Annotated in this window: 8 protein-coding genes; 4 read left to right on the top strand and 4 right to left on the bottom strand. The window is 38.3% G+C overall.

Annotation, left to right across the window (positions count from 1 at the left end; translation table 11 throughout):
- Window positions 1–83: 83 nt before the first annotated feature.
- Window positions 84–863 (top strand): nitrilase family protein, encoded by a 780-nt coding sequence (locus MED134_RS08075; RefSeq protein ID WP_038597775.1) that lies wholly within the window; start codon window positions 84–86, stop codon window positions 861–863.
- Here MED134_RS08075 and MED134_RS08070 read toward each other — a convergent pair.
- Both MED134_RS08070 and MED134_RS08065 read right to left on the bottom strand, forming a co-directional pair.
- Complete coding sequence (locus MED134_RS08070) at window positions 850–2,490, bottom strand: Ig-like domain-containing protein (RefSeq protein WP_158407706.1); 1,641 nt, start codon at window positions 2,488–2,490, stop codon at window positions 850–852. The genes MED134_RS08075 and MED134_RS08070 overlap by 14 nt on opposite strands.
- 65 nt (window positions 2,491–2,555) lie before the next feature.
- Window positions 2,556–3,158 carry a ComF family protein gene (locus MED134_RS08065; RefSeq protein WP_316930955.1) on the bottom strand — a complete coding sequence of 201 codons (603 nt, stop codon included), beginning with the start codon at window positions 3,156–3,158 and terminating at the stop codon, window positions 2,556–2,558.
- A 131-nt stretch (window positions 3,159–3,289) separates the two neighbouring features.
- Here MED134_RS08065 and MED134_RS08060 point away from each other — a divergent pair, with 131 nt between their 5' ends.
- The 3 genes from MED134_RS08060 to MED134_RS14730 all read left to right on the top strand — a co-directional run bounded on the left by MED134_RS08060 (window position 3,290) and on the right by MED134_RS14730 (window position 8,951).
- Window positions 3,290–4,171, top strand: a complete 882-nt coding sequence (locus tag MED134_RS08060; RefSeq protein ID WP_038597770.1) for a hypothetical protein — start codon at window positions 3,290–3,292, stop codon at window positions 4,169–4,171.
- Between the two features lie 164 nt (window positions 4,172–4,335).
- Complete coding sequence (locus MED134_RS08055; protein WP_038597765.1) at window positions 4,336–5,871, top strand: glycine--tRNA ligase; 1,536 nt, start codon at window positions 4,336–4,338, stop codon at window positions 5,869–5,871.
- Window positions 5,872–5,993: 122 nt separating this feature from the next.
- Window positions 5,994–8,951: a GEVED domain-containing protein gene (locus tag MED134_RS14730; RefSeq protein WP_052084168.1), complete on the top strand. Its 2,958-nt coding sequence runs from the start codon at window positions 5,994–5,996 to the stop codon at window positions 8,949–8,951.
- A 74-nt stretch (window positions 8,952–9,025) separates the two neighbouring features.
- On the opposite strand, the gene MED134_RS08045 is transcribed toward MED134_RS14730, so the two are convergent.
- The gene (locus tag MED134_RS08045; RefSeq protein ID WP_038597761.1) at window positions 9,026–9,370 is read right to left on the bottom strand and encodes a hypothetical protein; all 345 of its coding nucleotides are present in this window, start codon (window positions 9,368–9,370) and stop codon (window positions 9,026–9,028) included.
- A 38-nt stretch (window positions 9,371–9,408) separates the two neighbouring features.
- Window positions 9,409–12,834 carry a hypothetical protein gene (locus tag MED134_RS08040; RefSeq protein WP_038597757.1) on the bottom strand — a complete coding sequence of 1,142 codons (3,426 nt, stop codon included), beginning with the start codon at window positions 12,832–12,834 and terminating at the stop codon, window positions 9,409–9,411.
- Between the last annotated feature and the right edge of the window lie 99 nt (window positions 12,835–12,933).

Here is a 12,933-nt window from a genome sequence, read left to right as displayed (position 1 = left end):
ATGGTACGTAAAGATAATAATGAGTTGCTAGCTTTTATAATAGTACGGTGGTTTTATATAGGCATACGTTTTATCTTTATACTATGGAAAGAGATCAACTTAATGTGGCAATGATACAAAGCGATTTAATCTGGGAGCAACCCGCTCAAAATCGCTTAGCCTTTGAAAAGCACTTTACACAATTACCAGAAAACTGTGATCTCGCCATCTTGCCAGAAATGTTTACAACCGGTTTCTCTATGAATCCAGAACCTCTAGCAGAGACTATGGATGGCATCACAGTGCAGTGGATGAAAGCACAAGCAAAAAAATATAAAACGGCAATTTGTGGTAGTCTCATTATAGAGGAAAACGATTTGTACTATAATCGTTTTGTTTTTATAACTCCAGAGGGTACGGTAGAATATTACAATAAAAGACACACCTTTAATATGGCAGGTGAGGGTGAAAAATATCAAGCTGGTGATGCTCCCATCACTGTCACCTACCTAGGGTGGAAAATACTATTGCAAGTTTGTTACGATTTGAGATTTCCTGTTTTTGCAAGAAATACTTCAGGCTATGATGTGGTCTTATATGTGGCAAACTGGCCAGAGGCTAGAGTAGGAGCGTGGGATACTTTATTACAAGCGCGCGCTATAGAAAATATGGCTTATGCCATAGGTGTAAATCGAGTAGGTACAGATGCAAATAATCTCAATTATGTAGGTCATACCGCTGCATATGATGTGCTGGGTAAAACTATGGCTATTGCAAGAGTTGAAGAAAAGGTAGTGCTTGCTACACTTTCAAAAAACCACATTAAAGAGACAAGAGCAAAGTTGCCGTTTCTTCAAGACAAAGATGTATTTACTCTGGGGTAGGAATTTCTAGTGGCTGTTCTTTAGGGAGTAGCTCAAATCGCTCCTTTGCAAACCAGCTAGGTCGCACCTCTATCTCACCAGGGTAGTTAATTATAATTTCTGGCTGTCTCTTTAGTAAGAAGTTACCAGAGTCAAAGACTTTATTGTTATTTGCATCTTCTACAAGGCGCACTTTATACTTACCAGGTTTGAGAAGCTTAAACTCAAATACCGTTTCTTTTGAACTAAAGCGCTCTTCTACCACCTTTTCTTGACTATCGAGCAACTGTACGATATATGGGAATGCTTGTGCATTTACTAGTGTGAGCTCTATATCACCGTAATCACCTATTTCCTTAGTTTGGGCTTTGTAGCGCAAGGTGTCATTCTTTTGTCCAAAGTAATCTGTAATCGCATTTGGTAAGACCGTAATACTATATCTCGTTTTTTCTTCCTTTTTGAAGTCAAAATCAATAGCTGTGCTATTCTCTGCAAGGGCGTAGTCAAACTCTATTTCTGTAGAGTCTTTTATTACGGTAATAAGCTCTTTGTTTATACTATCTATGGGGATATTACTCTGTATACGATAAGCTTTATTAAATAAAACTACATTTCGGTACTTCGATGAAAATGAGAGCGAGTCTAATCTTGGTTTTCTTATACGTGCTTGCAAGGTGTCTGAGTATCCAGGAGCAGTAGCGTTAAATATGAGAGAGTCTATTGCCAGCTTAGGCTTGTACCAGTAGTAAAGGGTGTCTTCACCTTTTTTAGTAATTGTTGAGGTGTGCTTGTCTCCTGCATCTGTTAGAAGATTAATAGAAATACTATCTCTATATCCCGTGGTTCCAAAGGCTATTCTACCTTCTGCTGCGTGCTTAGGTCTTGAGACTTTATAAGCAGGAGCCTCTGTAAATAACTTTAAAGTATAAGAAGAGTCTGTAGGAACATTAATAAACTCTTCTACAAAGGCAATTTTATCCTTTTTAGGCTGGAAGGTATAGTTTGCATCCTCATCTTTGAGACCTATAAGCGCATACTTTCCAGGCTTGAGGTAGTCTAGTGTAAAAGTATCTAAACTATCTAAGGTATTAGTAACATATAGAGGAGGTTTGTTATAAACCGTTGAGTCTGTATAAGTACTATCTGCTTCGTAAAGCATTACAGTAACAAAGTTGTCTGGCTTTTCTGCCACTGCATCTATAATTTTCCCTGATACTTTAAGGCTATCTATGTAGTCTCCAGTAGACATCACATATTTAAATGAAGGGAAAGGGTTTCCTTCATTATTATCTACAATACTTAGCCCAAAGTTAAATACATAAGTTGTGTTAGGAGCTAGCGTATCTTGAATGTCAATTTTGATATATTTTGAAGCAGATCCCTGCGGTGAGATGACTCTATTCACAATAGGAGGCGAGATGATAAGCTGCTTGCGCAAGTCTTTGAGCTTTACATATTCATCAAAGTAAATGCGTATCTCATCTCCATCAAAGTTGGTTGTAAAGTTAGGCGGTGTCGCTTTTACAAACACGGGAGGTAGACTATCCATAGGCCCTCCATCTGGTGAGCCGCGTTTTGCACAATTTACCAGAGTGAGTGCCATACCCACGATTACAAGAGCAAAAACGGTTGCTCTTTTTAAGTTCATAAAGTACCAAGGGTTATCTCTCATCTATTTGCAAAGAAACAATTAATTTACCCAAAACGAAATACCTATTGCGCTATTGCCATAACAGCAATACTTAACTTAATATTAGGGATTTTAAGCAGCTGCAATGCGCAGGCCTCCAGAGTAGCTCCCGTAGTGAGTATGTCATCACATAGTAAAATATGCTTTCCTTCTAGCGAGTTGTCTACCGCTACGGTAAAAGCATCTAGCACCTCGTCACTGCGAGTAAAACGGCCTTTAAAAACTTGAGTCTTCGTATTCTTAGACTTTATAAGCACATCATCTCTATATGTTGCAGTAAGTGACTTTGCAAGCGCTTTACCAAAACCGGCTACTTGATTGTACCCTCTCGTTTTCTTCTTTTTAGGGTGTATAGGTACGGGTACTATACAATCTATTTCTTTATAGTTGTCAAGAGTAGCAAGATCTGCACCTAGCCAGTTGCCTAAAAACTCGCTTATGTTTTTGTGACCTCTGTACTTTAAGTTATGTAAGAGTTCTTGTACGGGACCTTTTTTCTCAAAATAAAATAAGGCTGTTGCTTCTTCAAGATTGAGGCGCCCGTAAAATACTTTTTTTATTGCAGGGTCGTTGTACCTATGAAAATCTGTAAGAGGGAGTGTATGTCTACATTGTGTGCAAATCATAATTTCTACCTCAAGAAGCTCATTGTCGCAAGATTTACAACTTTCAGGAAAAAACAGAGATCGTAAAGATTGTAGCAAGGTTTTACTTTTTTTTTCTAATTTAACGCCTTTGAGCGAATAATAGACCATCTATGCGTACTAAAAGTACCAATAATACTTTACTAATTCTTGTTATACTGCTATGTCTAGTTGTCGCTGGGTTAGGGTATTATACGTATGATTTTCAAAGTGAGGTGCAAAAGAGAGAAGCGCAATTACTCACAGAGAAAGCACAAATAGCTACGCAACTTGAGCAAGAAATATCAAAATATAGCACACTGCTAGAAGAACGTGATGCGTTAAAAGCAAACCTCAAACAAGCACAAGTAAGACTTATAGAGCTCAAAAAGACACTTCAAGGAGAAGATGTTACTAGGTCAAAGATGCGACAATTTCAGCTCGAGATACAAAAACTACGTAGGGAGCGGGAGTATTTTATTACCGAAAATGACAGCCTTACGCTAGAAACTAAAAGGCTAGCAACACTCCAGCAAGAGACACAAAAAGCACTAGATGATGCAAAGAAGTCTCAAGACAGTATTCAAAAATCTAATAGAGAGCTTGCAGACAGGCTCACACAAGGAGCAAAGCTTACCGTGAGTAACCTCGCTGCACGCGGCGTTATACAACGCAACAGTGGTAAATTTGTAATCACCTCTCGCGCCAGTCGTGTAGAGATGATACAAGTATGTTTTACGGTAAATGATAATCAACTGGCAGTAGCAGGTGATAAAATCTTTTATGTGCAAGTTCTTAACGAGCAAGGTAAAATGCTAGGTGTAGAGCGATCAGAAAAGTGGCCTAGCGGAGAAGAGATTGTGTACAATACAAAAACTAAAATCCCGTACTCAAATAAGGCATATACCATATGCGAGCTAGTGCTTCCCGTACAGCAAATAGATAGAGGTGCATATACTGTGCGCGTTTTCCACGATCAAGCAATGTTGCTCTCTACAACCCTTACCTTAAAATAGGTTGCTTGCAATTTCCATAACTACAGATGGATTACTATTTTTACCCCTAGTTAAATAAGTAAATATTACTCTCAATTATTGAGATTTAAAGGGTTTTTATTACGCTTTCGCGAAAGCGGAAACAGCTCCACATAAATCATCAGTATCATAACCATCTACATACTATGGCTCAACAAGACGATCAATTTAAAAAAGTAATCTCCCACGCAAAGGAATATGGCTACGTTTTTCAAAGTAGCGAAATATATGACGGACTAAGCGCTGTTTACGATTACGGTCAAAACGGTGTAGAGTTAAAGAAAAATATACGTGATTACTGGTGGAAATCTATGGTGCAAATGCACGATAATATAGTGGGTCTTGACGCGGCAATCTTTATGCATCCTACTACCTGGAAAGCCTCTGGTCACGTAGACGCTTTTAGTGATCCGTTAATAGATAATAAGGACTCAAAAAAACGTTATAGAGCAGATGTGCTAGTAGAAGATTACTGCCTTAAGATTGAAACAAAAATCGAAAAGGAAGTAAAGAAGGCTCAAAAGCGTTTTGGAGATGCGTTTAATAAAGAAGAGTTTTTAAGCACAAACCCACGTGTACTTGGATATCAAGAAAAGATAGATACAATTTTATCTCGCCTAGGTAAGTCACTAGAAAAAGAAGACCTGGCAGATGTAAAACTGCTCATAGAAGAGTTAGGCATAGGTTGCCCGCTAAGTGGTAGTAAGAACTGGACAGATGTAAAACAGTTTAACCTTATGTTTGGAACTAAGCTAGGTGCTAGTGCAGATAGCGCTATGGATCTTTACTTGCGTCCAGAAACTGCTCAAGGTATTTTTGTAAACTTCTTAAACGTTCAGAAAACGGGACGTATGAAGATTCCTTTTGGAATTGCACAAACGGGTAAGGCTTTTAGAAATGAGATTGTTGCAAGACAGTTTATCTTTAGAATGCGTGAGTTTGAGCAAATGGAGATGCAATTTTTTATAAAACCTGGAACACAAGGAGAGTGGTACAAACACTGGAAAGAAACCAGAATGAAGTGGCACTTATCTCTAGGTATGGGTGAGGATAATTACCGTTTTCACGATCACGAGAAGCTTGCTCATTATGCAGATGCTGCGGCAGATATTGAGTTTAAATTCCCTTTTGGGTTTAAAGAGCTAGAGGGTATACACTCTCGTACAGATTTTGACCTTAAAGCACACGAAGAGCACTCTGGTAAAAAGCTACAATATTTTGATCACGAAGATAATGCGAGTTATACACCTTATGTTTTAGAAACATCAATAGGTCTTGATCGTATGTTTCTTGCAGTATTTTCTAATTCTCTTGTTGAGGAAGAGTTAGAAAACAACACAACAAGAACAGTACTTAAATTACCTGCTGTACTTGCGCCTGTAAAAGCAGCTGTTTTTCCGCTTGTAAAGAAAGATGGCTTACCAGAAGTAGCAAAGCAAATTATAGATGATCTTAAGTATGACTTTAATGTGTTTTATGACGAAAAAGATGCTGTAGGTAAGCGTTACAGAAGACAAGACGCAAACGGAACACCTTTCTGTATTACTGTAGACCACGATACGCTAGAAGATAAAATGGTGACCATACGCCACAGAGATACGATGGAACAAAAGCGTGTTCTTATCACAGACCTCGCAGCAATAATTGATAAGGAAGTAAATTTTAAGCACTGGATAGCATAGTATTTATTATGCATACACTGTTAAAACGCCCATTTAGTGGGCGTTTTTTTATGCTTTAAGGTGTGTTTTTGTTATTTTTAGGAACTTTTTAACAAATTATTTATATAACCAAAAACTACAAAATGAAAAAAATTAACCTTCTGTTGTGCATTGCACTCTTAGCCTTTGGCTTTGGAATTTCTGCACAGGAGACAGAGCCTGTTGGACCTTTTACGGTTACTACAGCAGCTACTGTCACACAAATGCCTTCTATAGCGTCACGCTCAGAACTTATTCCTTCTGTTGACAAACCAGGTCCTGTTCAAGATGGTCGTGCCTCTAAGTATGAGATTGTACCTGGAAAGGGATCAACTGGAGATGATATTCTTGCTCATAGCCAGCATAGAAGTACTAATACCATACAAGGAAGAACGCCTAGTCTTGTTTTAGAAACAGCACTTTCTAACTCACAACCTACAGACCCTTCTGGAGCAGTTGGTCCAAACCACTATTTTGCTGTATTTAATACAGGATTTAGAATTTTTGATAAAGATGGTACCCCGTTAACAGCCCAATTAGGAACTGGAAATATTTTTCCTGCGTCTGGATGTTGTGATCTTACCGTATCATATGATAATCTTGCCGACCGATGGGTAGTTTCATTCTTAGGGGGAGGCGTACAAGTGGCAATATCTAATGGCCCAGACCCTGTAACCTCTGAGTGGACAGTATATAATTTCCCAAGTATATCTGACTACAATAAACTGTCAGTTTGGAGAGATGGGTACTATGTGACTGAAAATACTGGAGGTTCTACTAAGTTATGGGTTCTTGAAAGAGCATTTCTTGGAGATGGAACTCCAGATCCAGCAGCACAAATGGCAGGTTTTCAATTACCAGGTATTGTAACTAGTGGTTTCCACAGTCCGCAAGCTTTAAATATTACAGACGATAATCACCCAACAACAGGAGGATGTCCTATTGTCTATCTTCAAGACGATGCTTGGGGAGGTGTAACAGCAGACCATATTAAATTATGGGAAGCAACAATGGATTGGGATACGCCAGCAAATTCTACAGTTTCTGCTCCATTAGAAATATCAACAGCACCTTTTGTATCTGTATTTGATAATGGGTCATTTGCAAACCTAACACAGCCTGGAGGTCAAGATATTGATGCTTTACAAGCTACAATTATGAATCAAGCGCAATTTAGAAAATTTGGAGACCACAATTCAGCGGTATTTAACTTTGTTGTAGATACAGACGGTAGTGCTGCAGAGCTAGCAGGAATAAGATGGGTCGAGCTTAGACAAGATAGTGATGGAGGTGCTTGGTCTTTATTCCAAGAAGGAACATATACAGCTCCAGACGGAAAACACGCTTGGCACGGTAGTATGGCTATGGACTCTCAAGGAAATATAGGCTTAGGGTATACAGCTATGGCAGGGCCAGAAACACCTACAGATGGAAGTGTGGACTTAGTATTAAGTTCATATTATACAGGAAGGTATGCTGCAGATGCTCCAGGTACAATGAGTGTTGAAGAAACACTAATAGCAAAAGGATCAGGAAATATACCTGGATCTGAACGTTATGGAGATTACGGAAAGATGGATGTAGATCCAGTAAACGGTAAAGAATTTTGGTTCTTAAATGAATATGTAGGAGCGAGTGGTCGTGCTAATGTATTGGGTGTTTTTCAAATTGCACCTAACTTTCCAAATGATCTAGGTGTAACTAGTATTGATACACCGGTAACGGGTACACTAACAGCAACTGAAGATGTAACTGTAACTATTTTTAACTTTGGCGAAAATGATAAATCAGGGTTTGATGTAACTTATCAAATAGATGGAGGAGCTTTAGTGACGGAAGCATTTATCGGAACAATTCCATCTGCTACTTCTGCTACATTTACTTTTGCAACCCAAGCAGATTTATCTGCAGTAGGTCAAACGTATTCTATCGTAGCTTCTACATCATTTGCAGAAGATGAAGATAACTCAAATGATTCTACTACTAAGGAAGTAACTCATCTAAATCCTATAGACACTGGAGTTGTGACTATTACAACGCCAGAGTCAGGTTCAGGATTATCTGATGCAGAAGTTGTAACCGTAACTATTCAAAACTTTGGCGGAGAGACACAAACGTCAATACCTGTATTCTATATTTTAGATGGTGGAGCTCCTGTACAAGAGACCTTTACAGGATCTATTGCTAGTGGAGAAACAGCGACATATACTTTTACTGCTACCATAGACCTTTCAGAACTTGGAGATTACACGATAGTTGCCGGAACCGAGATTACTGGTGATGCAGATGAGAGTAATGATGATTTTACATTTGAAGTAAGTAATTTCATATGCCAGCCAGTATCAAATTGTGCTGGGTTTGATGATGGAGTAACAGGGTTTCAGTTAGCAGATCAAGATATTTCTGTATCGTGTAGTACTACGTCAGAGGGGTATAGCGATAATTCTGATGTTGTTTTCAATTTTATTTTAGAAGAAAATCCATTTGTAGGTACTTTACAGATGGGATTTGATGATTCTATTTATGCGCTTTGGATAGACTTTAATGATAATAATGCTTTTGAAGATGATGAGCTTGTTTCGAGTGAGCAAGTTGCAAGTGCAAATTCAGATTTTGAATTTACAATTGATTTTAACGACTTTCCAGGCCTAACTACTGGAATGCATAGAATGCGTTTACGCGGAGAAGATGAGAGTACTGCTGGTGATGTTTTGGACCCTTGTGGGGATTTAGCCTTTGGAAGAACTAATGACTTTACGGCAAATATCACTGGTATGCTGTTAGGTCTCCAAGATGAAGAATTTGCCGAAGCAGATTTTTCAATCGTTGAATCATCAAAAAATAATTTTGATATCAATTTTATAACGAGCTATGAAGATTTAACTGGTCTTAGAGTTTATAATATGTTAGGACAGGAAGTTCTTTACTATAATATGACGAAGGAGGGTGATCGCTACACTTACAGTCTTGATATGAACTATGTTTCAAAAGGTGTTTATATCGTACAAGTAGGAACGCTAGATGGAACATCTATGAGAACTCAAAAATTAGTTGTAAAATAAAAGCAACATCTTATTATAAATATAAAGAGCCGTTGCAATTGCAACGGCTCTTTTATTTTACATTGGTGATATTATTACTCAGCCATTTTAATCTCTGTAAGGTCAACAGGATTTGCCTTGTCACAACGTTGCATACGTCTTTGTGGTAAAAACTTGACCCATACGGTAGCACCGTCTTTCATAAAATCTTTATCTATAGTCATAGGGTCTAAAAAACGACCGTCTTTAAGCTTTATCGTCCACTCACAATCACCTTCTGCCTTAGATTGTACAATTGTTCCAGATGTGTATCCCGTAGTATCAAATGACATAGTAGTTTCTTCTTTTGCTTTTTCCTCAGTAGTAGCTTTTTGACCGCAGCTTGCGAGCACAAGCCCTGTCACTAAGGTGATACCGGTAATAAATAGCTTTGTTTTCATAAATAGGTTGTTTTTAGTGCTTTAAATATCGTAAAAAATTAGAAGAACGCTTTAATCTGTATGTTACCAGTATGAATTGTTCTAGTTTCTTCGCTCTTTCTTCCAAAGTAAGAAACATTAAGATCTAAGAACTTCGTAATTCTTTTTTGTGCGATTACATTCCACGTAAAATTTGATCCTGGCTGTAGTCCTTCTAAGATTTGATAAGCGACTGGGCTGAATGCGCTTCCGCGAAAATCATTATTTATAAACTTCATCTCACCCGAAACAGATATCTTTTCAAAATCTGCTAGTGCAAAGGAGATGCCAAGATTTTGCTGATCTAATCTTTCTTGTCCCTCGCTCTGGTTTTCTTTGTTTTGAAATTCATAAAACAATGATACCCTAGATTGCTTTCCAAAAAGGTATGACACCTTAGGATTAAAGCCACTATTATCAATATCAAAGTTACGAGAGACAAAATTTTCGGCGATACTCTGTGTACTTCCCACGCTAGTTTTAAAATTAAAAAGCCAGCTCTCCTTAATCTTATGTAAAAAGTTAAGTTGATGTGTGAGCAACTTTCCTTCTTGCAACCCAGTAGAAAGTAATGTTTTTGAGGTGTTAGATAAAAAACTATATGAGGTGGTATACCGCTGTTTACCTCTGTTAAAGAATAGTGTGTTCCTCAAGTTTATGGTGGCACCTATCTCGTTTTCATCTTCATTAAAAGGGTTTAGACTAAAATCGTTAGAAAGGCGCAACACCTTTTTATCAAGTATATAACTCGTCTGGTTATAAAAATGAGACAAGAATTTTTTAATACCCTTCTGTCCAGACCACTGGCCTGGCTGCAGTGTGAGTTGCTGGCTTAATCTGTTTTGATGCGTCCGTACAAATACTTGATTGGGTAACAAAACTCGTACATAATCTGCCTCATCTTGAAACTGTGCAATCTCAAATTCATCTAGCTCTTGCACACCATCGCCATTATAATCGTTCCAAGTGTGTGTGCCTTGCCCCTCATCTACCTGTATATAAGTAAATTCTTGTTGAGGTTGTGTGCCACTATTTGTTTCATAAACAGTATTTAACCTAACGATATCATTTGCAAACCGCTGGTCATAAAGCAATCGTGAGTTAAGTGAGTTTTCACTCTCTCGCTGGTCTGTGTATACCAGGTTTCTGTAGTTTACAAAGATGGACAAGTTTGTCTTTTCATTTTTAAGAAGCTGTGACTTTAGGTAATACGTATTTGAAGTATTAACCCGTTCTATTGTGTTAAGTCGTAAACTGTCATTAGTACGGTATTTAAAACCTGCTTCTACATAGATCTTTGTGCTGTCACCTATCCCTGTGTAAAGGGCATACTCATTAAAGCGCTGGCTATTTGGTGTGATAGAGTCATTACTCTTTGCAACACGTAAGTTATCTTCTAGATGTAGGGAGCCGCCTACCCACGCTTTTTTAAAATCATAAATAGTTCGTGCATTCACCCGTGTAAAGTTCGTACTGAGCAGTAAATCATCTGTAGACAGTATACTTGCGTTTGCGATAGTTTTTAGATTTCCTAGTTGCCATCTACCTAAAAGACGATGACGCAAACCGTTATAGTATCCATCAAAATGTAGATTTTGAAAAGTATACGTAAGTGCGCCATTTTGCACATCTGTGTAGTCAAGGCCTAGCGTACTATAATTTTGTGTACCTAGCAAGAGCCCATTTGCGTTTGCCAGCGAATTTTCCAAATTCCAATCACGATTGAACTCCACATTATAAAGCCCCTCTACATTTACAAAGTCTTCTTGAATATAATCCCAATTTACAAATGCTTTGAGAAGCTTTGTGCTATCTTTCTTGATAAGGTGTTGATTTACATCAAGGTGTAAAGCATAACCGTTATTATCACCATCATCTTGAGTAGAAAATGTGTTAGTATCATTTTTACTCCCTGCAGCTTCAAAATTTATGGTGGTCTTCTCAGATGGTGTATAACTACCATTTACAACACCTAGTTGCAGTAACGTGGGTGAAAACAATTGTACCTCTGGTGCAAAAGACCCCTGTGGCACACCATTTACTGGGGCTACGTACTCAAAAGTGCGTTGTAATGTGTTTGTAGTACTCAAAACATAGTCGCCCTGGTTAACACCTACATTAGTAAATCGCACTTGAAAAAGGGACTCATTTGGGTCTGTGCTAAACTCAAATACCTCTACACCATTTATTATAATCTGCCGGTATAGTATTTTATTAGTGTCAAAGGTATCGGGTACGGCGCTGGGTGCTACCATTTCGGCAGTATTATCTCCTGCAGCTTCTAGAATGGCAACTTGTTCGGTGGTTAGGTTTTGTTGTAAAGGTTGGTTCTTTACGTCACCTTCAGAATATACGTGAGCAGCAATTTTCAGGTTATCGCTTTCGCGAAAGCTTCCCCCCGCATAAGCCAGCACGCGAGTATATCTTCGCTCAGAAAATTGATACTCTACATTGATACGCATCTCGCTTGTGATGGGATATGTAGCGTTAAAACGTATTTCTCCAGCATTGTAATCTATTACATAATCTTCATTTTCTCCTCGTTGCAGCGGGATGCCATTTACGTATACTGTCTCGCTACCAGAGACCACAAGCACAAAAAGTTCGCCATTAGGTCCTGTGAGTTTATAAGGTCCTTGATTACCCTCTTGACCTGTAAATGTACTTTGTGTAAATACCCCACGCACCAGCGCCCCAGAGCCAAAGAGGTCTGTGCTTTTTGTGTCTGAATGATTAATAGTGCCTGATAATGAAAGCCCTTGAATCTTTTTTGTAAACTGCCCAAAGTAGGAATCTGTGTTTTGAAGATTTATATCTCCTGCTCTTATATTCCAGTTGTCTGAAAATAGCTCAATAAATATTTGATCAAATTCGTCTAGATTTTGAGAATACCCTCCTTGCTGGCTTGGGATGTTTGCATCTTGTAAAGAAGCGCGTAGGGTAACTTTCTCACTAAGCTTACCACTTATTTGTAAATCTAGTTCGGAGTTGAGTGTGCTGTTTTGACTATTACCCACTGCGACTCCTCTTAAAATGCTTCCGCTCACGTTAAGACCAGAGAAGGGCTGAGCGCTATTTTTTCTTTTATCAACACCAAGGCTTACAAGTTTATCTAGAGCGCCAGTGCTTTCTACTATTTGACTTTTGTCAAATTTTGAGTAGCTGCGAGTGAGAAAATCTGGATACAGTTTGTATGTAATCTCTAGACTGTCTGGGAGTGTGGTTTTTTTCGCTTTAAGCGAAAGAATACTCTTAGCATAATCTATAATGTAAAGAGAACTGTCTACTGTTTTACCCGTGAGTGATTTTATACTAAAAAGGGATGGATTAATACTTACAGAGTCTATCACAATAGTATCTCTAGTCGCAACCTTTACTGTACGAGTTTGTTGAGCCAGTAGCGTGCTGGTAAATAGAAAACATATGATGACGTAAAATAACCGCATTTATAGTAAAACTCCATACTAGGCTTAATAGTGCCTACTCGTAAAGGTAAACTTTATAAGGTTTTTAAGAGGAGTGAAAAAACCTAATTTATAACTTAG

The organism is Dokdonia sp. MED134 (assembly GCF_000152925.2).
Lineage (GTDB): Bacteria > Bacteroidota > Bacteroidia > Flavobacteriales > Flavobacteriaceae > Dokdonia.
Note: the sequence above shows the minus strand (reverse complement) of the source record. Positions and strands in the feature narration are given on the sequence as shown.

Coding starts and splice junctions, on each gene's coding strand:
- MED134_RS08065 (WP_316930955.1), bottom strand. CDS start 3,158: ATGATTTGCACACAATGTAGACATACACTCCCTCTTACAGATTTTCAT.
- MED134_RS08075 (WP_038597775.1), top strand. CDS start 84: ATGGAAAGAGATCAACTTAATGTGGCAATGATACAAAGCGATTTAATC.
- MED134_RS08070 (WP_158407706.1), bottom strand. CDS start 2,490: ATGAACTTAAAAAGAGCAACCGTTTTTGCTCTTGTAATCGTGGGTATG.
- MED134_RS08055 (WP_038597765.1), top strand. CDS start 4,336: ATGGCTCAACAAGACGATCAATTTAAAAAAGTAATCTCCCACGCAAAG.
- MED134_RS08060 (WP_038597770.1), top strand. CDS start 3,290: ATGCGTACTAAAAGTACCAATAATACTTTACTAATTCTTGTTATACTG.
- MED134_RS08040 (WP_038597757.1), bottom strand. CDS start 12,834: ATGCGGTTATTTTACGTCATCATATGTTTTCTATTTACCAGCACGCTA.
- MED134_RS08045 (WP_038597761.1), bottom strand. CDS start 9,370: ATGAAAACAAAGCTATTTATTACCGGTATCACCTTAGTGACAGGGCTT.
- MED134_RS14730 (WP_052084168.1), top strand. CDS start 5,994: ATGAAAAAAATTAACCTTCTGTTGTGCATTGCACTCTTAGCCTTTGGC.